The organism is Sphingobacterium sp. UBA5996, assembly GCF_002429765.1.
Lineage (GTDB): Bacteria > Bacteroidota > Bacteroidia > Sphingobacteriales > Sphingobacteriaceae > Sphingobacterium.
In genome coordinates this window covers 82,481-105,402 of sequence record NZ_DJAS01000022.1, presented here as the reverse complement: position 1 = coordinate 105,402, position 22,922 = coordinate 82,481, and the positions used below count along the sequence as shown (strand labels likewise).

20 protein-coding genes and 1 pseudogene are annotated in these 22,922 nt (G+C 40.1%); 11 read left to right on the top strand and 10 right to left on the bottom strand.

All coding sequences use genetic code 11. The features are described from left to right. Positions 1-8: 8 nt before the first annotated feature. The 7 genes and pseudogenes from B3E00_RS16825 to B3E00_RS16795 all read right to left on the bottom strand — a co-directional run bounded on the left by B3E00_RS16825 (position 9) and on the right by B3E00_RS16795 (position 7,756). Positions 9-602 carry a hypothetical protein gene (locus tag B3E00_RS16825; RefSeq protein ID WP_293939402.1) on the bottom strand — a complete coding sequence of 198 codons (594 nt, stop codon included), beginning with the start codon at positions 600-602 and terminating at the stop codon, positions 9-11. A gap of 184 nt (positions 603-786) precedes the next feature. Continuing rightward, positions 787-1,500: an AAA family ATPase gene (locus tag B3E00_RS16820; protein WP_293939401.1), complete on the bottom strand. Its 714-nt coding sequence runs from the start codon at positions 1,498-1,500 to the stop codon at positions 787-789. A gap of 121 nt (positions 1,501-1,621) precedes the next feature. After that, the gene (locus B3E00_RS16815) at positions 1,622-3,511 is read right to left on the bottom strand and encodes a S8 family peptidase (RefSeq protein WP_293939400.1); all 1,890 of its coding nucleotides are present in this window, start codon (positions 3,509-3,511) and stop codon (positions 1,622-1,624) included. A gap of 68 nt (positions 3,512-3,579) precedes the next feature. Then, complete coding sequence (locus B3E00_RS16810) at positions 3,580-4,122, bottom strand: hypothetical protein (protein WP_293939398.1); 543 nt, start codon at positions 4,120-4,122, stop codon at positions 3,580-3,582. Positions 4,123-4,143: 21 nt separating this feature from the next. Beyond that, entirely contained in the window at positions 4,144-5,124 is a 981-nt protein-coding gene (locus B3E00_RS16805; RefSeq protein ID WP_293939396.1) for an AAA family ATPase, read from the bottom strand. 671 nt (positions 5,125-5,795) lie between these two features. Then, positions 5,796-6,503, bottom strand: coding sequence for a hypothetical protein (locus B3E00_RS16800; protein WP_293939395.1), 708 nt, complete (start codon positions 6,501-6,503; stop codon positions 5,796-5,798). Between the two features lie 140 nt (positions 6,504-6,643). Beyond that, positions 6,644-7,756 (bottom strand): annotated as a pseudogene (locus B3E00_RS16795) (IS3 family transposase). A 141-nt stretch (positions 7,757-7,897) separates the two neighbouring features. On the opposite strand from B3E00_RS16795, the gene B3E00_RS22255 reads away from it, so the two are divergent. From B3E00_RS22255 to B3E00_RS16765, 6 genes are all read left to right on the top strand, one after another. Further along, positions 7,898-8,197: a transposase gene (locus B3E00_RS22255; RefSeq protein ID WP_070566721.1), complete on the top strand. Its 300-nt coding sequence runs from the start codon at positions 7,898-7,900 to the stop codon at positions 8,195-8,197. Beyond that, a complete protein-coding gene (locus tag B3E00_RS16785) occupies positions 8,197-9,075 on the top strand; it encodes an IS3 family transposase (RefSeq protein WP_414712422.1) in 879 nt (292 codons plus the stop codon). The genes B3E00_RS22255 and B3E00_RS16785 overlap by 1 nt, the downstream gene beginning before the upstream one ends. Positions 9,076-10,104: 1,029 nt before the next feature. Continuing rightward, positions 10,105-10,473 carry a hypothetical protein gene (locus B3E00_RS16780; protein WP_293939391.1) on the top strand — a complete coding sequence of 123 codons (369 nt, stop codon included), beginning with the start codon at positions 10,105-10,107 and terminating at the stop codon, positions 10,471-10,473. A 91-nt stretch (positions 10,474-10,564) separates the two neighbouring features. Next, entirely contained in the window at positions 10,565-11,872 is a 1,308-nt protein-coding gene (locus B3E00_RS16775; RefSeq protein ID WP_293939389.1) for a TlpA family protein disulfide reductase, read from the top strand. Positions 11,873-11,878: 6 nt separating this feature from the next. After that, on the top strand, positions 11,879-15,100 hold the full coding sequence (locus B3E00_RS16770) for a SusC/RagA family TonB-linked outer membrane protein (RefSeq protein WP_293939387.1): 3,222 nt from the start codon (positions 11,879-11,881) through the stop codon (positions 15,098-15,100). Positions 15,101-15,142: 42 nt separating this feature from the next. Beyond that, the gene (locus tag B3E00_RS16765; protein ID WP_293939385.1) at positions 15,143-16,507 is read left to right on the top strand and encodes a RagB/SusD family nutrient uptake outer membrane protein; all 1,365 of its coding nucleotides are present in this window, start codon (positions 15,143-15,145) and stop codon (positions 16,505-16,507) included. Positions 16,508-16,566: 59 nt separating this feature from the next. Here B3E00_RS16765 and B3E00_RS16760 read toward each other — a convergent pair whose 3' ends face one another. From B3E00_RS16760 to B3E00_RS16750, 3 genes are all read right to left on the bottom strand, one after another. Further along, positions 16,567-16,884 carry a hypothetical protein gene (locus B3E00_RS16760; protein WP_293939383.1) on the bottom strand — a complete coding sequence of 106 codons (318 nt, stop codon included), beginning with the start codon at positions 16,882-16,884 and terminating at the stop codon, positions 16,567-16,569. 186 nt (positions 16,885-17,070) lie between these two features. Continuing rightward, the gene (locus tag B3E00_RS16755; RefSeq protein ID WP_293939381.1) at positions 17,071-17,946 is read right to left on the bottom strand and encodes a hypothetical protein; all 876 of its coding nucleotides are present in this window, start codon (positions 17,944-17,946) and stop codon (positions 17,071-17,073) included. A 25-nt stretch (positions 17,947-17,971) separates the two neighbouring features. Beyond that, positions 17,972-18,961, bottom strand: coding sequence for a helix-turn-helix domain-containing protein (locus B3E00_RS16750; protein ID WP_293939379.1), 990 nt, complete (start codon positions 18,959-18,961; stop codon positions 17,972-17,974). 628 nt (positions 18,962-19,589) lie between these two features. Here B3E00_RS16750 and B3E00_RS16745 point away from each other — a divergent pair. The 5 genes from B3E00_RS16745 (at position 19,590) to B3E00_RS16725 (ending at position 22,915) form a co-directional block, all read left to right on the top strand. After that, complete coding sequence (locus tag B3E00_RS16745) at positions 19,590-20,333, top strand: LytR/AlgR family response regulator transcription factor (protein WP_293884918.1); 744 nt, start codon at positions 19,590-19,592, stop codon at positions 20,331-20,333. A gap of 49 nt (positions 20,334-20,382) precedes the next feature. Beyond that, on the top strand, positions 20,383-20,670 hold the full coding sequence (locus B3E00_RS16740; protein ID WP_293884919.1) for a helix-turn-helix domain-containing protein: 288 nt from the start codon (positions 20,383-20,385) through the stop codon (positions 20,668-20,670). A 592-nt stretch (positions 20,671-21,262) separates the two neighbouring features. Further along, entirely contained in the window at positions 21,263-21,904 is a 642-nt protein-coding gene (locus B3E00_RS16735; RefSeq protein WP_293884920.1) for a DUF6266 family protein, read from the top strand. A 91-nt stretch (positions 21,905-21,995) separates the two neighbouring features. After that, positions 21,996-22,382 carry a hypothetical protein gene (locus B3E00_RS16730; protein ID WP_293884921.1) on the top strand — a complete coding sequence of 129 codons (387 nt, stop codon included), beginning with the start codon at positions 21,996-21,998 and terminating at the stop codon, positions 22,380-22,382. Beyond that, entirely contained in the window at positions 22,301-22,915 is a 615-nt protein-coding gene (locus B3E00_RS16725) for a CHAP domain-containing protein (RefSeq protein ID WP_293939378.1), read from the top strand. Before B3E00_RS16730 ends, B3E00_RS16725 begins: the two co-directional genes overlap by 82 nt. Positions 22,916-22,922 lie beyond the last annotated feature (7 nt).

The window sequence follows — 22,922 nt, the reverse complement described above, 5'->3', positions numbered from 1 at the left end:
TGAGTTTATTAGTTTGGTATAACTAGATTAGCTTGTGAAAAGTCAATGGCTTTGTGCCTATCTTTCATTTTCTTGTCGAGTATGACCTTGTCATCCGTGAATGAAACAGGAGGGGTTTTAAAATGCCAGGTTCCCAGATAGTTTAATGAGTTTTCTGTAATCTTAAAAGTAAAGCGTTCTAATTCATCTATATTTATCAGGCCAGCATTTACTTTATCTTCAAAGCAATCTGTTGTATCCGTATTCTTAAAAATATACTCTGTATACATTTTGCCACCATACCACTTACTATTGGTCCACCAATAATTTAGAATAGCGTAGTTACCCGGCTCAATGGTATATATGAAGATATTTTCCTTTGATGATTTGAATGTCGGCTTCACTCTAAATGAAAAAACCTCCTTTGTTTCTGTATTGATCAAACGTATGTCCTGCGGAAAACCTCCACTGCTGAATCCTAATCGTTGGATGAAATTACCATAGATAATTGCTTTTCCACGAGGTATGCCGTCGTTACTTGCGACATCATTAAGGTGTTTAAGATCTTGTGCATTAATCTGCATTGATAAAAAAACTAAGAATACTGTTATTATACGTTTCATTTCTAAAGCTGATATTGGCTGAAAAATATTTCTTGCCGACTTTAATTTAGATTAACTAGCTAGCCATAAAACTATAATAAATACCCCATATTTTATGTATCAATTATGAAATTAATGATTATATAACACACCTATTTTCTCAATGAGTTCTTTGCATTTACTTTTTTCATCCATTTAGTTTGATTTAAAAATCGAATCCCAATTCGGGTAGCATCCGTTCGTGGTTATTCATAAAATACTTCATCAATTTGTATTGTTCGGTATCCTGATATGCAATCAGCTTTATTCCATTTTCAGCTACCTGATAGATGTCAGCTTCGGGATAGGCCATCAGGATAGGGGAGTGTGTTGCAATAATAAATTGCGATCTAAGTTCTACAAGCTCTCTTATTCGGCTCAACATATTTAGCTGGCTTATGATAGACAGTGCAGATTCTGGCTCATCAAAGATATAGAGTCCGTTACCGTTGAGGCGGTGATGTAATAACGAGAGAAAGCTTTCACCATGAGAGCGTTTGTGTAGTGATCCATCATAGGATTTCTGAACTTCATATTGATCTACTGCTGTGGCAACATTATAAAAGCTTTCAGCCCTGAGAAAATAACCATCCCTGTTGCGGTATGCCGTACGTATCACGTGGATATCTTCAAATAAAGCAGAATGGGAATCCATGGTGCTAAAATTAAAATTGCGGCTTCCACCTTCAGGATTAAAGCCGGAATTGATGGCTATCGCTTCTACTAGTGTTGATTTTCCTCTACCATTTTCTCCTACGATGAAGGTCACAGGACTCCGAAATTTTAGTTCATCCAGTGCTGACAATGACGGGATATTATACGGATAATGGTCGCGGCCCTCTGTAGGTTTTTTATTTCGGATTTGGCTAATATAAATCATCTAATTATACTTTATCTATATGTTGATAGTTGAGCTCTTGATTCTTTTACTTCGAATCCCCTAATTTATGTATCTGGTTTCAGATCCTGATGTTTTTAACCATTCACTTACCTCTATACGTTTAAACTCTAATTTCAACAGGAATAGCTACTTTAGCTTCGATCATATTTTTTACAGGAGTATAGATATCTATTTCAGTATTAGGTGAAGTGATACTAATGATTAGACTATACCGAACTGTATTTTCATAACGTTTTAGTTTTTTGCGAGTTTTCCACCAGCAAGTTGTAGGATGTATTGCAATAACATTTCGGGTTGCAAGGTCTGCGGCTGTACCTTCCCAAATGTCTTTGTGGACAGAACCTTTATTTCGAAGCTTTTCTCCAAGCCACCAGTTCCTCTCCTGGCCTTCTTTTTGGTAATCGTCATCTCTTTCATCTGCGCTTATTCTTTTTTTGAAGGCCTTTATGCTCTCATTTACATCAATCATTTTAAATCTTAAAGCATGCGACATATAATTATTTGCTTTTGCATATCTTTTGTTTCCTGGATTGGGTTCTATGAAATAAGAAAGCGTAACTGTCATTCTAACTGGAGTATTAAATAGCTCCGACAGCGCATCTATTGGCCACGGTAGATCGTAAAGATGGAATTTATCAGTTTTGATATCCGAGCCCTTTAACTTATAAGGTTTCAGCTCTGCCTCGCAAATTAATGTGAGTGAATTAGATGCACTTTTAATTGCTCTAGTGAGATTCGGTACGCCATATCCTACTGTTTGTAACAGCCTCATTTTTTCGGCAGCTGATAATTGGCCGATGTTTCTGTTATTTAACATGCCGGGTGTCCAGTCCGCAGAATGGACAATGAGTGCTCTTATTGTTTCCGGCCTAAAATTAGGATAGGCAATATACAATTGTGCAGCAAATCTACTGGCTAGTGCTGTTGCAGCGCTGGTGTCACCAAATGATGTTAACCATTTCAGTGTGGTGCCGCGCGACGTGCTTAACAGTTGTAGCGAATCAGGACGTAGCACTCTTCCGTATTGTAGCGCCTGATTACCACCTTCCATCACAATATCTGGTTTTCTAGGCCATTCATTTTTCCAATTGACTGAGGTTGTGTTACAAGGAGACATTGCCCCACGATTAGCAAGCAATTCCGACTGGGGATGGATAGTTAAATCTATGCTATCTTTCAGTGTATAAGCACCCACAGTTAAGGCATTAAATGCCTGTCCAGGGTCATTTATACTATGGTCATCATTCACAAGTGGGTAGCCACTTCGAACTTCGTCTAATAAGTTTCCAGAAGAGACGATAAATAAGTTTTTATCATTTATTTCTTCTGAACCATACGAGAGCTTATCAATTGTTGCAGACCATAATGATGGCGTTCCAAAATGTTGATAATGATCTGTAGAAACAGCCATGCAAATAGCTCGCTTATGAAGGGGATTCATAACTTCAGCAGTGGAAATAGCTTCTGTCGTTACAAATCCATAATTTTGAGGATCGTGCGGATTCGTATGGTCGATCATTCTTACACTCTCAAATTCATGGGAAATGTTTACAGAATGATTAGTTCCTAATACATCTGCCAAGTCTCCATAAAGTGCTAAACCGGCCATTGGTGTTCCGTGACCAGTTGTAATGCTTGTTCTATCTGCAACATGTCCATCAGGAAAAACTGTTAAAAGATTGCGCTTTTTAATATGAGGAGCAAGCAAAGGATTACCGTGATTGACCCCCGTGTCTAATAAACAGACCGATACACGGTGTTCATGTGAGTTGTTTGTCACCCTTGGTAAAAGATCATTGATCCAGTTATTTTGGTCTAAACGTTCTGCGTTAGTGAAAAAATCTGCTAGATTTCGAGGTTTGCGTAATTCACTTAGGCATTCCAAATACAGAAGACTTTTCATTTGTCGAGCAGATCCTTTGATATAACCGACCGCGTGTTCTGGAAAATAGCTCCACTGCCGACCAATTTGTAAGCCGTTTTGTTCCATTAAGGATTTGCAATGGTTAGTATGCTCCTTATTGCCGTCGTAATCAAGCCAGACTTCCCACCAAACATCTATATCCAGGTCAGAAAATCAATTTCGGGCTCTTGCCAAAAAGCCTTCAACGTAGCGGCTCTGATATCATCTATGTTGGCAATGAGAGAATTGTTTTGGGGCTTTGGGTCTCCTTTTCTGATACTCTGCCAAGTATCTTTTTTTATGAAATTATCTATTTTAGTTAAAAAGGCTTTAATCGATTTTTTGTCTAAGTAAATCCCCGCTTCTTGATACTCGATGAGATTTCCAAATTCGTCGCTTTCTTTGCAAATTCGCGTGAATGCAATACCGAAATTAGATTTATCGTCGAACTTATCAATATCCAGCTCAAAGCCTATAGCAGATTTAAAAACAAGATAAACGAAATCTTGTGGTTGTTTCCCTTCGGGAAAATCGACTAAAGCTTCATTAAATCTGACTTCCACGGAGTTTCCATGTTGTTGACGATTAATTTCGCTACGAGCTAAAACTGTATGTCCTCCTCGAATAGTAGAGGTATAATTTTTGGCATCATAAAAATTTCCATCTATCACTAGATGGGGCAGGTTATTTTCTGGCATATTGAAAAAAGAATAAGTCCCTTAAAAAGGTCTTTTCCTTCCTTCTACATAATGTAGTATTTTTTCTTCACTCACATTTTTATCACCATAAACTAGACAATCTTTCCATACATCACTTACAATACGGTGAATGTCTGCAAAGCTTAATCCGATGGCTTTATGAGTAACTTTTCTTAGATCTATAGTAGAGGGGAGGTCAAACCCAGTGAATTCTAAATCAAATAATTGGTATATATCTTCCTCAGTAGGAAGAGGAAACTGGATGATATCATCAAAACGTCTGAATAGTGCCACATCCAAAGCTTCTGGGAGATTTGTTGCAGCGATTATCAAACTTCTCGAATCATCTTTTTCAATCTGTAGTAAGAAACTATTGAGTACACGTTTTATTTCGCCCACTTCATTTCCAGCGGAGCGTGAGGTACCAATGCTATCAAACTCATCGAAAAGATATACAGCTCTAAAATCCCGCATTGCGTCAAATACTAAACGAAGTTTGGCAATGGATTTACCCATATATCGACTAATCAACCCATCGAGCCTGATGATGAATAGGGGGAGGCCCAGTTCACTCGCCAAAACATGCGCACTCATTGTTTTACCACAGCCTGGAGCACCAGTAAAAAGAAGCTTTCTACGAGCAGTCAAACCATGACTTTCGAGGATGTCTATTTTACGTTGCTCATCGAGTACACGCTGGATAGAGTTTCGTACATTTTTTGAAAGTACCATATCCATAAGTTTTACCTCAGGGCGAACTAATTCCAGTAAATCTTCTAATTCTTTTTGAGCACTATTGACAGGAAGCTTTTTGATCAGAACAGACTCTTTACTTTTAGAGAGTTTAGCTTTGGCGATCATTTTTTTGAGCTCTTCGGCTAAGGCAGTATGGCCTTGGCGCGCTTCAGCGGCAGCTATTTGCATAGCAGTAGCATAGAAACGACTGTCGTCTCCTTCGCCAAACGAACGAATCAAGCTCTTTATTTGTTCCAATGCTGCCATTTGCTGTACTCAAAAATTTTTGCAAATATAAGGTTATATAATCAAAATAGGTGCCGATTTTGGGCTTTACATAAAGGGAATAATATTATCAAAGACTGCATTTTGTTTTTTTTTGAAATAAAAAATTCGAAGCCCAAATTTTGGACTTCGAATCAATATTTACTTTTATCATTGTACATTATGAAAACCTTTTTGAACAATCAGGCTAATATCTCGCTTTAGCTGATCTCGATATTCTTTCTTTGAAAATTCTAACTCTGTCACAAAATAATCATAGTTGATTAGTCTCGCTTTTACCTTAATGTTATTGACAAAGATACCAAAGTCAATGTAAGCTATAGTAAGAAAACAAGCACTATTTCCATCAATTTCTATACTCCCAACTTTTGTAAGTTTTGTCAATTTCGTATAAAAAGACCAGGTACCGTCGGAAGATAATTTTTTAAAGGTATTTCCTTTAGAATCTAAAAATCTTATCTCGAGATTGCGTATATTTCTATCAATCGTTTTCAGGCGATACTATGTCTAAATAATAATCTTTTGGTTTTCAGTAAATACTCAAAAGTAAATCTCTCCTTGCAGAAATGTTTCTCTTTGAAAAGATAGTCCTGATTCATTTTTCTGACCATTCTAGTTTACATAGAGAAGGCCACTTTCTTTTAAGCATATATTTAGAGCTCTAAAGGAGGAGCTGGATCTAATTTCACATCTAACCTAGCGAAAAAGTTAAATCCATAATTTGGCCAATGCGCTGGTATTAATAACGTGTTCGAATTTACTGATAATAAATATGCCATTCCTGCATTAGGATAGACAATGTCGCCAGCAGCAGTAAGAACGTATTGTGTCAAACTATTGTTAAGGGCATAATTTAACTGTACATCTAAATTGGATGACCATGGAAATGCAGCGTTCTTTATGATGTAATCAAGCTTTTCATACCGATTCATAAAACGATTAACGCTATCTTGTGTCGTTGTTGGGGAACTTATACCAGCCATTTTAATTAACGTGTCAAAAGTTTGAGGCAGATTGTACTTTGCTGCTCCATCGCTTACTGCTGGAGATCCAGAGTTTGGAGGATAAGGATTGTTTGTAGGTTTTTTAGGAACGGGAGGAACAATATTTTTCAGACACTTTTTAAAATTGCTTGTTGCAATAGGATTGAAATAGTCATAATCAGGTTTTATTTCGTTTAAGAAACCGGTAGCGCAAGCTTCAACTCTTTGTGCAAACACAGCTTCGGGTTGAGGTGTGGTCAGTCCCGCTTTTTTTGCGAATTCTGCTTCGGAATCTTTTTTAGGTTCGGTAGTTTGATCTTTTTTACACGCTCCAAAGCCTAGCCCCAGCAGCGCAATAAATATTAAATATCTTTTCATTTGGTAATATAATTAGCTGAAAAGATAAGTAAAACACTGGATTTATTTTCTTTATAACGGGAAAATTACATGTAAGTGTCCCAAAAAATCCACCAGCTTAAAACTGGACATAACTGTTTAGATGACCTCCTCCCCGTTGTTCAGACAGTCAAAAGTGGAGTTTCGGGCTTTGTGAGTTGTAAGTTAACAAATTCTTTGGGAGTTAAATCATTTAGTGCGCTGTGCGGCCTGTAATGATTGTATTCCCACCTGAAATTCTCAATCTTGTGCCTTGCATCTTCAAGTGACAGAAACCAATTTACTGATAAACATTCGTCTCTGAATTTGCCATTGAAAGACTCAACATATGGGTTGTCAGTAGGTTTTCCGGGTCTGGAGAAATCCAGTGTTACCTGATTTTCGTAAGCCCACCTATCTACATCTTTTGATATAAACTCACTGCCATTGTCACACTGGATTCTTTCAGGGAAACATCCTTCCATCAGGCAGGCTTTGGTCAGTTCATTTACTACATCGGCACCTTTTAAAGACTTTCCCACTAGTAGTCCGTGGCAGATTTTACTACAATTATCCACTATAGCTAAGATGCGAAAACGTTCGCCGTTAAACAATGCATCCTGTAAGAAATCCATGCTCCATACCCGGTTTATAACTGTAGTCTGCAGTCGGTCTAACCGATGAGCAGCACTACGGCTTCGTTTTGGCCGCTTGGTACGTAGGTTTAGTCCGCAAGCCTTATAAATACGGTAAACACGTTTATGGTTATCGGTGAAACCTTCCCGTCGAAGCAGAACGAATATACGCTTAAAGCCGTAACGGATACGTGTGTGGGCTATTTCATTCATCCGCATTTTTAGCAAACTATCTTGCCAATGTCGGTAATGGATATAATAGTACATCGACCTGGCAAGGCATACACATCGACAGGCCCGTTGGGTTGATATCCGATAATTGCTAACCATCCAATAGGCCATTTCTTTTTTGTAAGCCGGTTTTACAACTTTTTTTTTATCACATCCTGTAACATATGTTTGTCCAAACTTAAGTCAGCAACAAGCTTTTTTAGCTGGGCGTTCCAGCTGCCGCAGTTTACGCAACTCTGGAACACCCAGACCGCCGTATTTTTTCTTCCAATTGAAAAATGTTGCCTGGGAGACTCCCATTTGCCGACATATCTCTTCAACACGGGTACCGGTCTCGGACTGACGTAGCGCGAAGGCGATCTGTGCCTCGGTAAACTTTGATCTTTTCATTGTTTTTCTTCCTATTTAAAATTAGTAATTCACACCCAAATTCTCTACTTTTAAAATGTAATGTTTTATGGGAGGAGGTGGAGTTGCTAACTTAGTCGGCAGATCAATTTAAGAACAATAAAATATCTTAATTTTGAAATAATGATTAAAGTCCGTAAAAAGTACGATCGCATTTTTAAAGAGCGAGCAGTTGAATTAAGTAAAAACAGGAAAAATCTTTCTGAGCTAGCTCGTGAGTTGGGAATCTCTGCTGCCCAATTATATAAGTGGCGTAAAGAGTCAGAAGAGTTTGGATCAGGAAGTTTCCCTGGGAATGGAAATATGAAGCAAACGCCAGAACAAGAGCGGATTAGTTTCTTGGAAAAAAAACTTAAAGACTCAGAACTGGAACTAGAAATACTAAAAAAGGCCATAGGCATCTTTTCCAAGAGCGATCGGTAATATATAGTTTTATCAAGCAACATCAGGGGCTATATTCGGTTGAAAAGATGTGTAAAGTTATGGGCTTTGGATCTAGAAGCTATTATGCTTGGCAAAAACGGTCCCAACAGACAAAAAGCAGGAAATGTAGCAATCTGGAGGACAAGATAAAGGCTATTTATTTCGATAAGAAACAACGGTATGGCAGTCCTAGAATAACTGCGGAGCTGTTGGATGATGGAATTAAAGTTTCTAGAAATACAGTCGCTAAGTATATGAAAAATATGGGGCTACGGAGTAAAATAGGCAAGAAATTTAAAGCTACAACCGATTCAAAACACGCACATAAAATAATGGACAATGTATTAGACCGAAATTTCAAAGCTTCAGAGCCTTCAAAAGTCTGGGTATCTGATATTACTTACATCCATACCAAAGAAGGTTTTTTATATCTAACCACCATTCTGGATTTATATGACCGCAAATGTATTGGTTGGAGTATCAGTGATGGGATGAAAACTGAAGAAACTTCATTGGCAGCTTGGAAAATGGCAATTAAGCACCGTAAACTGTCTCCTGGTCTAATTTTTCATTCGGACCGTGGCGTACAATATGCATGTGAAAAATTTAGTAACACGTTAGATTCCTATAAAATCGTAACAAGAAGTATGAGTAGAAAAGGTAATTGCTGGGATAATGCAGTAGCAGAAAGCTTCTTCAAAACGCTAAAATCCGAGCAGATTTACGGTAATAAGTTGATTACCAAGGATCAGATGAAAGCAGAATTATTCGAATACATAGAAATCTGGTATAATCGAGAACGTCGTCACTCCACATTGGGAAATCTTACAATTGAGCAATTTAATAACAAAGAGCAAAAAATTAAAAAAGCTGCTTAACTAGCACTGCCGATTTTATTTGCAAGTCCAGGTACTAACAATTCGAATGTAATTGAAATGATTAACACCCTAACTTATTTTATTATATAAATCCGTTACCCTAATTTTTAATTTATTATAAAACGCTCTTTTCTGTTGTGTCAACTTTGTTTCTAGGACTAAACAATCCTCGATTAATTCTAAAACTTCCGCCTTGGTCTTAAGTACAAATAGTGATGAGAAGTTAATATTTAATTTTTGACTCACTAACATTATGATATTCCAACCAACTATATGTTCAGCTCTTTCAATCCTACCTATCAAGGTGTTGTCGGTCTCACTAATAATGCCTAAGTCAAGCTGGGAGTACTTGTGTTCTAGCCTCCTTAATTTGACAGTTAGTCCTAGTGAGATATTAATAATTTCTATTTCGATTTTTGAATAGTTGGTCATAAACCAAATGTTGATATATTCGGGAGTTTTATTCGATACATATTTGTATTGAATAAATAAAATTTGTATATTTGCTTAATATTCATTCAATTTTTGGATAGAATAGCATTTGACTAAAAGAGTCTCGATAGTGAATTCCGACAAATTACTAGTGAACGAGACGGTAGTCCAATGCCCATGTAGATATTTTTGTACTTTTGTGCAAGCTATAGCTCGTGGGCGACTATCGTAATTCCGTTTCACTAGGCCGTCGGAAGCCTGCTATACGGTTGATAGGAGCCCGCTATAGTTCTTAATAACCTCGAGGGACTCACTTTATAAAACTTAAATTAAGTGAGTAATGAAACAGAAACAGCAAACAACAAAAAACATCTTCAAATCTCCCGAATAGTTCGGCTTGATCCGGCCAGCAATGATCTGGTAACATCAGCTATGGAATTCGAGATGCCCAATTATATACCGAGTCATACCCATTCAATAGAATTCTAGCTTTCCCAATTAACCAATTTTATTACGGGCGGTTTACGGCCTAAAAAGTAACCGATTCAGTCGGACTGGATAAGCTATGCGCTAAACTCGCCATTAAAATTCTTAAAAATGAAGTCTAATTATGCTCACCTAATCCTATTGGATATGGTTATCTATGAGACGCACAGGGAAGAATATAACCCCCTTCAGATTGTACAGAATTTCTGGGGGAAATATTCTTTGAACACGATCCTCGAACATATGGTCGCATTGCAACCTAATGTCGACAACACAGAAGGGAATTATACTATTGATCAATTGTCCTCATTTTCAGTTGATCTTCTGCGAACAACGATAGCTTATTTTATGCTGCATATGGATAAAGTCGATTTGGGTAAAGTCCCAATTTCAACGTCGGTGAACGAAGAAGAATTACAGGCAACAAAAAGAATCTTCGATTTCTTCCAGCGCGTATCCCAATCCAATACCAATTCCTAAAATGATGAAAAAAATAGAGTTACATTTAATTTGCTTTTTAAAGGCATTGAAGAATACAACAATGCTTCTGACATGCATTGCAGTATTTCATATGTTTAGTTTATCAGCTCAGACGCCCCGCAAGGACAGAGGGGCTGATAGGCTTTTTATTAAACCGCTGAAAGTGGGAGATAGCATACCAGAAGAACTTTGGAATCTTTCATTAGGGGTCGCTAACCATCCGGCTGCTAAAACCAACATCTCCCTTCAAGATTACCAGCTTAAAAAATTAATTATTTTGGACTTCTGGGCCACCTGGTGCGGCCCTTGCATCAAAGGACTCAATCAGCTCGATAGTATCAAGGCAACCTTATCCAATGAGTCTATCGAATTTATACCTGTCTCAAATGAAGATGAAAAAAAGGTATTGAAAAAAATGACTGATAACCAGTGGAGATTCTTTTCTGTATATGGCGATAACAAGCTTTCTCGGTACTTCCCGCATCAGGTATTGCCTCATTTGGTCTGGATCAGGGAGGGGAAAGTAATGGCTATCACGGGCCATGAATATTACGATATCGCTTATTTTAAGAAAGCTTTGGCAAAGCCACTACACCTGACGGAAAAAGTTGTCCCATTGATCTTTGATGCCAGCAAATCTGCTTATGAAAATCTGGTAGAGTTTTCCACCGATAAATACCTGCATCGAAGTGTCCTGACTGAATACATGGAGGGTTTATCGGACAATGTTGTCCAACAGACGGATAATACACACCTCTACACAAATATGTCTCTGGCTACGCTTTTAGTACAGGCAAATCAGCCTGAAATTCCGATGGCAGGGCATTTAGGCCGTCTGATATTTAACTGCGCCGACTCAGTGAAAGATCGCATACTGATGCCTGCTAAAAGTTTAAATAAGATGGAACGTGCCATTTGGCTACGTGAAAATGGATATTGCTATGCCATAGAAAACAGATCGACTACGGGGACGGAATCTATAAAAAGGCAGATGATTGACGATATCAATGGGCTTCTAATGGATAAATGGAACGTCAAAGCTATGGTAAAGCCGACAAAAGTACCTGTATGGGCACTGAAAAGGATTGCCAAGGTGAATAAACTAAAATATCTAAGTAATGACAAGCCCAAAATATGGGATGATAATACACTTATATATTATAGAAATGTGGAGATCGCTGACCTGATATCCAATTTAAATTACATCAATCCTGATCTGGGTATTCCCATAGTCGATAATACTCAAATAGATTTCCCGATAGATGTGCAGATGACCGTCGATCGGGATCTAGCACGCAATCTGAAAGCGCTAAATTCAGATTTGGCCAGCTATGGATTGAAACTCGTACGTAGTCAGGCTACCTTAAATATGCTTGTATTTGAAAATTTAAAAAGATAGTATTTTATGAAAACTATAATTTGCATACTGTGTATGCTGCTGATAAACTTTGGTCGCAGCTATGCACAGTCAAAACATCAAATTCGGATACTTTCTGAAACTGATCATAGGCCTATTGCGCATGCCACAATGGATCTTTTGAATGCTAAGACTTCTTTAAAGGCTGATGAAAATGGTGCCATCACGCTGACACTAAAAGATTCCTTGCATGTCATTGTTCGCTCAATGGGTTTCAGATCAAAAACGCTTTGGCTATCATCAGCGATTAATACGATCCATTTAACTGAAAATAATACCATGCTCGACGAGGTGACTGTGAATACGGGGTATCAGTCTTTTCGAAAAAGTAAGGTGCCCGGTTCTTTTGTGGTTATCGATAGTGCATTGCTGAACCGAGCTATCGGCACTGATGTCATCGCAAGGTTGGAGGGTGTCACATCGGGGCTTCTATTTGACCGAAGAATGGATAATATCCCCGTATCCCAGCCGACATCACTCGTCGCGAACGGTAAACCTCTAAACCTAAATGTGAGGGGACTGAGTACAATTGAATCGGATATGGCTCCGCTGATTGTACTCGACAATTTTCCTTATGAAGGGGACCTAGCCAGTATCAATCCCAATGATGTGGAGAGCATTACAGTTCTGAAGGATGCTTCGGCGTCGGCCATTTGGGGTGCAAGAGCTGGAAATGGGGTTATTGTCATCACAACGAAAAAAGGACGTTATAATCAAGGGAATGCTATTTCCTTTTCGGCCAATCTCTCTTATAGCCCCAAGCCCGACCTGTTTAAAAATCAGAATTATTTGGCATCACGCTCGTTTATTGATGTGGAGCGGTTGCTATTTGATCAGGGTTTTTATAATACGGCACCGTCCAACCTCAATGCGCTAAGCCCTGTGGTTGAATATCTGCAACAGGCAAAGGACAAGGGCATAGATCCGAATGAAGTAGCTGCACAATTGGATAAATGGGCTGAATTGGATGTACGCAATGATTATGAGAAATATTTCTATCGTAACCGGATCAATCAACAGTATAGCCTTGGGATGAATGGAGGTACGGAGAGATTTAAATATGTGGTATCTGGTGGCTTTGATAAAAATTTGGCTGATGTGCGTGGAAATGGCTATCAACGGATCACCCTGCGGGCGATGAATAACATTAAGTTGACCAAGGACTTGGAGTTTTCTACGGAGATAAATTTGATAAAGAGTCTCTCGGAGAACAATGGGCTGGAATATGGGGCAATACAGCAGGTTACGGGCAAACAATTATATCCTTATGCGCAGTTTGCGGATAGGGACGGGAATGCCCTATCTATTATCAAAAACTATAGGCCCTTTGTCACCGAAAATGCGCTAAAGGAGGGCTTGCTGGACTGGGAGTACCGTCCATTGGATGAATTAAATCTGGTGAAAAATCAACTAGAAAATAACACCATCAGATGGAATGCGGGGCTGCGGTATCGGATCTTTACGCCATTGTCACTCGATCTCAATTATCAGTACCAAAAGCTGGATGATAATGGGCGGATAGATTATGATAAAGATAGCTATTATGTCCGTAACTATGTCAATACCTACACGCAAGCAGATGGTACCCGGATCTATCCCTACGGAAACGAGCTTCGGGATACGTATGACCGCACGGTTTCCCATGCGTACCGTGCTCAGCTTAATTATAGCCAAAAGTGGAATGATCATGCCCTGACAGCGATAACGGGTCTGGATGTGAGACAATCCCGTATGACCCGTAATTTTTCAACCTTGTATGGGTTTGATCCGGATGTGGTCAGTTCGGTTACGCGACTGGATTTTGTTAACCGATACCCTACACGCCCGCGGGGTACAACAAGCCAGCTGCCTGCACCGCCCTCCGGAATGTTGGATTATCTGGACCGCTTTGTCTCTTATTACGCAAATGTGACCTATTCTTACCGTGATCGCTACACGCTTAATGCCAGTATCCGTAAAGACGAGTCAAACTTGTTTGGTGTCTCGACCAATCAGCGTGGAGTTCCCTTATGGTCGGTGGGAGGGCTATGGGAGATCGATAAGGAGCATTTTTATCGTCTTTCCTGGTTGCCTTCACTTCGCCTGCGTGCATCTTATGGTGAAAGTGGCAATGTCAATAAATCGGTATCGACCTTTACGACCGTGTCTTATGCCAATAATTCAACTACGGGATTATTACAAGGCACGATATCAAGCCCGGCAAATCCTTCGCTGCGCTGGGAAAAGGTGAAACAGACGAATCTAGGGCTTGATGTTTCGTTTCTTGAAAATAGGGTCAGTCTAAATGTTGATTACTATCAAAAGAAGTCTTCCGATCTGATCGGGCAGGTGGCCATAGATCCTACATTAGGCTATTTTATGGGCAGCAATCCGGCCATGAAAACCAACTATGCCGCAATGGAAACAAAGGGGGCGGATATTAAATTGAATACACGTAATCTCACAGGTAGAGTTAAATGGAATTCGGAACTGCTCCTATCTTTTGTACGCGATAAAGTCACGGATTTCAAAACAACAAATACCAATCTTGCTACTTATTTTACAACTTATAGCCCCCCGATTTTGGGCAGGCCACGCTATGGTCTATACAGTTTTGCATGGGAAGGATTGGAGCCGAGCACGGGTGACCCGCTAGTGAACTATAACAATACGATTGGTAAGGAATATACAGCCTATATAAATTCGTTAGGCTTGGATGATCTTATTTACCATGGCCCACAGAGCGCTCCGGTGTTCGGGAGCTTGAGAAATAGTTTTTCTTATGATCAATTTTCCTTTAGTTTCAATCTGACATTTAAGATGGGTTATTACTTCCGCAGGAATTCAATCAATTATTACAACCTTTTTTACAATGGAGCCGGTCATCAGGATTATGAGAAAAGATGGCAGCAGCCTGGTGATGAACTAATCAGCCAAATCCCTTCTTTTCCCAAGCAGTTCAATGATATCAATCGTGCGCTAATCTTTGAACGGTCGCCCGAGCTGGTCGAAAAAGGTGATCATATACGGCTGCAGGATATACAATTGGGCTATGATTTTAGCGGTAAACAATTAAATCGGTTTGGTATTCGCTCATTGCGCTTCAATATGTACTGCGCCAATTTGGGAATCTTATGGCGTAAAAATAAACAGGGTCTAGATCCTGATTATCCGACCACGGTCATTCTTGCCCGACCAAGTTATTCTTTTGGACTGCAGGCAAATTTTTAATAAACCCAAATAGATGTTTTATAATAAAATAAATAGATAAACATGAAATTTCTAAAAACCATATGCTTTCTGGTGATAGCTAGTCTCTTTTTATTACTATCCTGCAAGAAAGATTTTCTAGATGCGAAGTACGATAAACGGAAAAATGTACCCTCGACCGTGAAAGATTATCAGGCGCTATTGGATAACGCATCGGTATTAAATGCTGGGCAACCGATTATGGGGGAATATGCAGGTGATGATTATGAAATACTTTTTCCACGTTGGCAGAATCTCACGAACCTCTATAAGTATACATATTTTTGGTCCGATGAATTGGAGGTCATAAATGACGAATTTGTGGACTGGACAGAGGGATTCCGTAAGATATATATTGCCAATGTGGTACTGGATGGCCTGTCGTCTTTAAATCAGAACAAGGTAAATGTAGCTGAGCGTAATGATTTTGATAATGCCAAAGGCGGAGCTTTATTCTACCGCGGATCGTGCTACTACCAGCTGGCGCAGGAGTTTTGCAAGCAATACGAGCCACAATTGGCTGAAGCCGATCTCGGTCTGCCGATTAGATTGACTTCGGATCTGAATATCCATGTAGATCGAAGTACATTGTCGGCTACTTACAAGCAGATGCTTGACGATTTGCAGACAGCGGCTGTATTGTTGCCGGCTACTGTCTCGGTAAAAACCCGGCCATCTAAAGCCGCCGTGTATGCGATGCTTGCCAAAGTGTATCTACAAATGGGAGATTACGCTAATAGCTTTAAATACGCAGATTCGTGTCTTAATTTGCAGCATGAACTACAGGATTTAAATGAATTAAACTTGACGGCAAGTTTTCCATTTACCATGTTTAACAAGGAGGTGATTTTTCACGCTACGCTCTATTCCTCCGCTGGGATGACGCAAAGTAATGCGCTCGTCTCGGAAGAATTGTATCAACAGTACGAAAATGATGACCTACGGAAGATTGCTTATTTTAAGACTTCTGGCGATAGATATACGTTTAAAGGGTCATTTGCTGGAAGCGCCATACTTTTTGGAGGTATCACTACTGCTGAGCTGTTTTTAATCCGTGCCGAATCTAATGTGAGGCTTAAAAATATTGCTGCTGGAAAAGCGGATCTGCTTAATGTATTAACGAATCGGTATCGAAATAATAATATTGTACTCGGTTTAGATAATCAACAACAGTTATTGGCGAAGATTAAAGAGGAACGAAGGAAGGAATTAGTATTCAGAGGAATCCGATGGAGTGACATCAGAAGGTATAACATCTTTGATAAAGATAATATCAAAATCATTCGTAATTTGAATGGACAGGCGTTTGAATTGAAGCCTATGGATAAACGTTTTGTTTTTCCATTTCCGAAAGCAGCGATTGATTTAGGAGGATATGAAAATAACTAAACTAAGAAATCAGCCTAGTAAATTTACTAGGCTGAATTGCAGATATTCGTTATAAAATCTTATTGTTCATCTTTATAACGTTTGTTACTATTATCTGCATCATTTGGGGATGAGATTTCCGGATTGCCCATGCCATCTACTTGTTCGTCCGTAAGCCCAACAGCACAAAGTGTCGTAGGAATTGTGCTTGTACATTGAAGCTGTGGTAATCCATCTTCACCAGTAGGAATGGCAGAACCAAAGTTTCCGGATGGAGTCACCTCGAACCAATGAAGGTCAGCAAGTTTGTTGGTTTCTTCCTTTTTTAAGCCTGCTGACATTAACACTAAAGCAATCGCTCCTGCGGTAGCGCCTCCTCCCAGAAGAGACAATACCATTTTTTTAATTTTTTTCATACATCGTATGTTTAGTTTGGTTTGTAAATATTTGCCTCCAATTCATCGTATCGGTAGCAGTAAAGTCTTTTTGCTTGAAAAACTTTACAACACTAAATTACTACCTGATCTCACCCTCGCGTTAGGCCAAACTTGATTGATCGATAGGCCAAGTTTGATAAGGGCAATTTATAGATAGCCTTGATATTCGGTCAATAAATAAGGATATCCTTTTGGAAATTCACCATAGGTATGGAGGTAGGCGAGCACGATGGGGCACACTTCGCGCAGGTTAAACATTTCGATGATGGCCGGCAGGTCGAGCGGATCAATCGCCGAGCTATCGTAGGTACGGAGTATAGCAGTGATGTCCGCTTTAACCGATTCACGCCGCTGCTCTTTTTCATGGGCGTCGAGGTTACTGAATAATAGTTCTTGATATACGTTTTGAAGATCGACAACTTGTAAAATCTCATTGTGCCAATAATCGAGCTGAAAGCCATGTTTAAGCAAAATCCGAAATAATACTTCCAGACAATAATGCAGTTCCATCGCCTCCATGTAGGGCGGCGAAAAGGTAAATACCATCAAATCCGCCCAGTTTTTATCAATTTCTCCGTTCTCATGCGCCAATTGGATCACCATATCTTCCATTGTCATTTCATCGAAATAATACATGTCGCCGTCATGATTTCGATAGAGGTTACTGACAAAAGTGATTTCAGTGAGCATGCAGGAAATTAAGTAAAATAGCTCTAAGTAATCGTAGCCAATCGGTGGAAAGCAGATGTATAAATAATCATCAAGGCTTAATTTTTCTTCGGGCTGATCCACATGCGCGCGAACATCAGAGGAGGAGTCTGTCTCCCATACACTTGCGCTATCACTTTCCAGGTAACAGTCATAAAATAGCTGCCGGCTGTCCATGAGTTCCTGATGAAAGCTGCTTTCCTCCCAACCGCCAGGCGCCAACCGGCTCATCAGCTGCGGCAAAGCATCGTATGCATCTTGAAGGATGGCATGGGTAGTATTAACATCCAGTGTTTTTCTTTCTATAAAATTCATAAGAAAGTCGATTTAGTTTGATTTTTTATCGCGTATTTTGTTCGAGTTGTTGTTTAAACAGAGCGCTCGTCAAACCGGTCATCTTTTTAATAAATCGGTTCATTTCGCTCGGGCCACTAAATCCGACTTCATGAGCAGTAGTGCCCAGCTTATCGTGCTCCACAATAAGCTGCTCAATATGATCGAGAAGCAGCAGGTTGCGGTAGTCCTTCATACGGATACCGTAAAATTTGTGGAATTCGCGGCTGAGCTGTTGCGCGTCTGTCAGAAACACTGCAGCTACTTCTTTGATCAGCGCTTGAGCACCGCGCTGCAGGATCATAATATCCAGTAGCTGTCGGCAACGCACTGCAAGGTGATTGTCTATGTCAGTGTCACCCAGAAGCTTAAAACGGCTTAGATCGATCAGAAAAATCAGATGTTTGAGCAGGATATGCTCGTTGTTGAGCGTATTGGGGTTGAGTATGCTGAATAGGATACACAGGTATTTGACAGTAATGGGGCCCACACGAAAACCCACACTTTTGAGCGAAGTTGTTGACCCCTCTTTTTTTGCCTGAACCAAGTGTTTGAGAAATGAAAATTGTTGAATGGCCGGCGGCCTGAACATACCGGCATCCACGACAAAGCCAACCAGTATATGATGGCCTATAGGTAAATGTAAACGATAATGGCCCGATGCAACGTATAAATAAGCGCCCTCAGAGGGACAAAGCTCAAAACGGAATGCCTGATCCAGCCTTTCTCCCCAAATTTGAACTTCATTCAATAGCGGATAGATGACATGCAGGTCGTTCATATACACCTCAATCGTTACATCGGTCGACTTGCTGATCCAATACTCGTACGCGTAGAGATAAGCATATCGGCCGTCAAAGGTTTGTTCGCTGATCTGATTGTGAGAAGATTGCCAATGCCTCTCCTTCGCATGGCGAATGGGGTAACTTAATGGATGGGGAGGATCGTCAATGCGCTCGTATTCCGTACCAAATACAATTTTATAAGATCTTTTCATATTCTTTACAATTAGTTATGAGATGATTTTAGCAAGAATTCACCGTAAAGACCAAATAAAATGGTACATAACGTTATTTTTTATGCAAATGACACAAAAGTAGTGTAGATGACATTTTCAGATTGCACCTGATCGGTTTGTGCTGTCGTTGTCTTGCAGGCGTCCATTTGTGCTGTATGTACATTTTTTTTTGAAATAATTTTTCTTTGCCGACATCTTTGTTGCCATTGGATCCAATAAGGAGTTTTAAATTTTTGGTGAGGGAAGGTACAGCCCAAGGCCGGAAAATGGTTCAACAAACGATAGTATGAAATGGAGTCAACATGTGATTAAATGTGAAGAGGTATAGATATGCAGCCCTATACCGAATAGGGAGTGTGCTTTTGCGAAGGAAATCACTCCCTTAATTAACCAATTGAAGTCGGCTATGTGAAGGACATACGTAACCGAAAAAAACATGGTATTTTCAGCGGTAATCCCGTAGTTTTCTGTTTGTCGTAATTTTAACTGCCTGATTTTAGTCTCAATTAATAATATTTTTGTTTATATTGAAATTAAACAAATAATTTAGGTAAATTTATTTTTCTATATTTTTTTTAATTATAAACCTTTGTTTTAATAAAATAGCATGGATAAGTTAAATTATAGACTATTGATCGTTGATGATAATCCAGACTCGCTGGTGTATATTTTAATGTCATTGAAGGAACTTCCTTTTATCAATGACGACATCAAAATTGTTCGAAAGCCCATAGAAGCCCTCAACTATCTAAAAGAAAATGAGGTCGATGTGTTGATACTGGGTATGGATCTTGGAGATAAGGAGATTGATGGGATCAAATTGGCCAGTTTGATTCCCAATCCGCCCGTCATGGTTGCCTGTTCAGCACATACAGATTATGTGTTTAAGGCAAATGAGGCCGGTTTTTACACCTATTTTAGTAAAAAGATCAGTTTCAATGTATTGAAGGCCAAAATGGAAGATGTGGTCGAAAAGGTAGATAAGAAATTGCAGGACCAAGGCAGAGAAGTGAAAAGTTTAACGATAAAAGATCTCAATAACGATAGGATTCAAATAGAAGTTGACCAGATTTTTTATGCGCAAGTAGACAACGATATAATCGATATTTATTTGGAAAAAGATAAGTATCAAGTTAAAGGAAGCCTAGGAGGACTGCAGACTAACCTTCCAGCAGCCATGTTTGCCCGCCCTCGGATAAATACCTTGGTCAATCTTTCCAAAATTGATCTCTTGCGTTCAGGTGAACTTCATTTTGTCAAACCAAGAAATGGTTTCCCTATTACGGTTACCCGATCTTATAAAGATAATTTTCGGCATCAATACGAAGTCTATAGACAGAATAATAAATAAAAACCGGTAGGGCTGCGCCATTTCATGGCATCAATCAATGCAATAATTTATGTTACAATTGAATGAAATCGTACAATTGCTGCGAGAAATTAACGACAAGCTGTCCTGCAAAGCCTACCAAATCATGCCAAATGAAGGAAGGCAGATAGGCTGGAATGTGGACGAACTGATGACTCGTATGGCTGTGGTATCACGCCTCGGGATCTCTGAACGTACGTACAACCGCTGGGTAAAATCGGGAGTACTCAAACCCATTTGCCTGGGCAACAAGCATTATTACCGCGAACAGGACCTCCAGGATGCAATTAAGCGAAGCATAAATCGAGGTATGATCTAACATTGTTTTTTAAGGCTGATCTTTGGGAAAAGATTGGCCTTTTTATTTCGAGTGCACGAAGTGAACCAAGCTAGTCGCTGCTTCCTCTTTGGGATTACGTTGGGATTAGACAGCCCCTCGGTTGCCTATTCTATGGTATTTCTCTGTTATCTGTTTGCTTACCCTATACCATTTCCTTGCTTATTCTTTGCCATTTGTTTGCTTATTCATTGGTCTTTCTATGCTGTTTGGTTGCTGTTTCTTTGCCTATTGCTTGCCTATGAATAGCTTTTTTACGGCAACTTACAAGCCATTACCTGGCCTTAATGCTAACTAATTAACCTACAAATGGTCTCAGATTAACCTCAAGCAGGTAAATAACGATCAATTCAAAAGCAGGCGAGTCTGTATGAAGATCGCTCGAAAAGCACAACGTTTTCCATCAAAATGCTGGATTTGATGTCGTCGGAAATGGCATATTCAGTCAAGTGACGTCAGATGGCGCCATAAAGCAAATTCCTTTCATACACCGCTTTACCTTAGTACCATGATATCAAAGTAGTGGCTGCCTGCAGCGCCACTTTAGGGTTTAACAATTTAAAAAAATAATAACATGGCAAGATTTGTAAAAGGGATTCACGGATCCTATAGCGGAAAAGTTGGGAATGTCGTCGGAAGTTCATGGCGAGGAATAGATTATGTACGTTCGTTACCAAAAAAGAGTAGCAAGGCTTCGTCAGAAGCGCAGCTGGCACAGCGGATGAAGTTTGGGATGACGACCAGTTTTCTCAAATCTATCAAAGATATCCTGATGCTTGGGTTTTCAGACAGCAAGCTAAGGAACAAAACGGGCTATAATGCGGCCTTTCAACAGCTTATCAACCACGCTTTTCGGGGTAACTACCCACATTTTACGATAGACTTCGCGGCAGTCAAAATTGCCAGTGGTAGTCTGGCAGCTTTGGTTGGCTTAGTTGTAGGTGAGGTGGCGCCTCGTGTGCTAAACCTGACCTGGGATCCGATCAACAATCGTTTTAATGCCTTTGACGACGATCAGGTGCTGGTCATCCTGTACGATGAAGCGGACAACCTCTTTTTTGCGTACGAAGGTGCAACGAGATCGGACGCAGCGATAGATATCGTGCTACCCGACAGCTATACAGGAAAGAAAATAGTGGGCTGGTCTTTTAATATCCATCGGGATGGGCTAATCACCTCAACGAGCCAATACTTAGGGGAGTTTGTGTTGAACTAGCTGCATCTGTATAAAGGGAGGCTGCTCGCTCAGGAGCACCTCCCTTTTATCCTGAACCCCGTTTACTATTAACAAATTAAAAACAAAATAAATGGAATCCATACAAAAACAACTGGTCTCGGATGTCGAGGATATCTATTGGCCGCTAACAGGAGGACAGGTGCTTGGCATTGTACTGGTAGGTCTCCTCTTATTTTTTATCTCAGCAGGGCTTTTGCTACAGGCGATCGATCCTACAGCCGGGGTATTGGATCTAGGTATCCTCTCCGTGCTGCTCTTTGCCGTATTGGCTGGCGCGGTGGCTATTTATTGCTGCTGCTGGCTCCAGGAAATCCTGTGGCAGCCTTTTAAGTTTTTCCGTCAGGAATTTAGTTTTCACTTTAATCAATTGACATCATGGCAACAATGCATTATTTATTTTTCGGTATTCTTTCTGTCGCTATTCTCGTTCTTAGCCGTTTTGGCAATACTGCTGTAGCTTACAAGAAGCGGTCAGGCAGTTACGCTGAGCTCCGAAGTACCAGTTCTGAACTGGAGCGGGACAATGACCCATCAGTGAAACGATACTCCAGTTCGGGTGTACGCGCACGTATTGTCGATTTTGCTGTAAAGGAGATAGGCGTGCGCGAGGCCACAGGCAACAACGATGGCAGCAGGGTAGAGGAATACCTCACGTATGTCGGACTGGGAAAGGGGTATGCCTGGTGTGCGGCTTTTGCCTCCTGGTGTTACGGCAATGCTGGATTAGCAGCTCCGCGGAATCCCTGGAGCCCGGCACTTTTTCCGGTGGCCCGGCGTTATACAGCCCAGCAGATCGGGCAGGGGAGTGTTCGCCAGGCAGATCTTTTCGCTATCTATAGCTCCAGTCTCCAACGTATCAACCATGTGGGGATTGTGCGCAAAAAAAAGGACAATTGGATCGTGACTGTGGAAGGAAATGTAGGTAATCAGGTCCTTTCAAAGCGGCGTCCTGCATCCACTATTCATGCGTTTTCAAATTGGCTGGACTGAAAGGAGG

What these genes read in the sequence shown, in the direction of transcription:
- B3E00_RS16780 (WP_293939391.1), top strand. Translation starts at nt 10,105, where the DNA reads ATGAAGTCTAATTATGCTCACCTAATCCTATTGGATATGGTTATCTAT.
- B3E00_RS16740 (WP_293884919.1), top strand. Translation starts at nt 20,383, where the DNA reads ATGTTACAATTGAATGAAATCGTACAATTGCTGCGAGAAATTAACGAC.
- B3E00_RS16730 (WP_293884921.1), top strand. Translation starts at nt 21,996, where the DNA reads ATGGAATCCATACAAAAACAACTGGTCTCGGATGTCGAGGATATCTAT.
- B3E00_RS22255 (WP_070566721.1), top strand. Translation starts at nt 7,898, where the DNA reads ATGATTAAAGTCCGTAAAAAGTACGATCGCATTTTTAAAGAGCGAGCA.
- B3E00_RS16815 (WP_293939400.1), bottom strand. Translation starts at nt 3,511, where the DNA reads ATGGAACAAAACGGCTTACAAATTGGTCGGCAGTGGAGCTATTTTCCA.
- B3E00_RS16800 (WP_293939395.1), bottom strand. Translation starts at nt 6,503, where the DNA reads ATGAAAAGATATTTAATATTTATTGCGCTGCTGGGGCTAGGCTTTGGA.
- B3E00_RS16805 (WP_293939396.1), bottom strand. Translation starts at nt 5,124, where the DNA reads ATGGCAGCATTGGAACAAATAAAGAGCTTGATTCGTTCGTTTGGCGAA.
- B3E00_RS16735 (WP_293884920.1), top strand. Translation starts at nt 21,263, where the DNA reads ATGGCAAGATTTGTAAAAGGGATTCACGGATCCTATAGCGGAAAAGTT.
- B3E00_RS16775 (WP_293939389.1), top strand. Translation starts at nt 10,565, where the DNA reads ATGTTTAGTTTATCAGCTCAGACGCCCCGCAAGGACAGAGGGGCTGAT.
- B3E00_RS16810 (WP_293939398.1), bottom strand. Translation starts at nt 4,122, where the DNA reads ATGCCAGAAAATAACCTGCCCCATCTAGTGATAGATGGAAATTTTTAT.
- B3E00_RS16745 (WP_293884918.1), top strand. Translation starts at nt 19,590, where the DNA reads ATGGATAAGTTAAATTATAGACTATTGATCGTTGATGATAATCCAGAC.
- B3E00_RS16825 (WP_293939402.1), bottom strand. Translation starts at nt 602, where the DNA reads ATGAAACGTATAATAACAGTATTCTTAGTTTTTTTATCAATGCAGATT.
- B3E00_RS16820 (WP_293939401.1), bottom strand. Translation starts at nt 1,500, where the DNA reads ATGATTTATATTAGCCAAATCCGAAATAAAAAACCTACAGAGGGCCGC.
- B3E00_RS16725 (WP_293939378.1), top strand. Translation starts at nt 22,301, where the DNA reads ATGGCAACAATGCATTATTTATTTTTCGGTATTCTTTCTGTCGCTATT.
- B3E00_RS16765 (WP_293939385.1), top strand. Translation starts at nt 15,143, where the DNA reads ATGAAATTTCTAAAAACCATATGCTTTCTGGTGATAGCTAGTCTCTTT.
- B3E00_RS16755 (WP_293939381.1), bottom strand. Translation starts at nt 17,946, where the DNA reads ATGAATTTTATAGAAAGAAAAACACTGGATGTTAATACTACCCATGCC.
- B3E00_RS16770 (WP_293939387.1), top strand. Translation starts at nt 11,879, where the DNA reads ATGAAAACTATAATTTGCATACTGTGTATGCTGCTGATAAACTTTGGT.
- B3E00_RS16760 (WP_293939383.1), bottom strand. Translation starts at nt 16,884, where the DNA reads ATGGTATTGTCTCTTCTGGGAGGAGGCGCTACCGCAGGAGCGATTGCT.
- B3E00_RS16750 (WP_293939379.1), bottom strand. Translation starts at nt 18,961, where the DNA reads ATGAAAAGATCTTATAAAATTGTATTTGGTACGGAATACGAGCGCATT.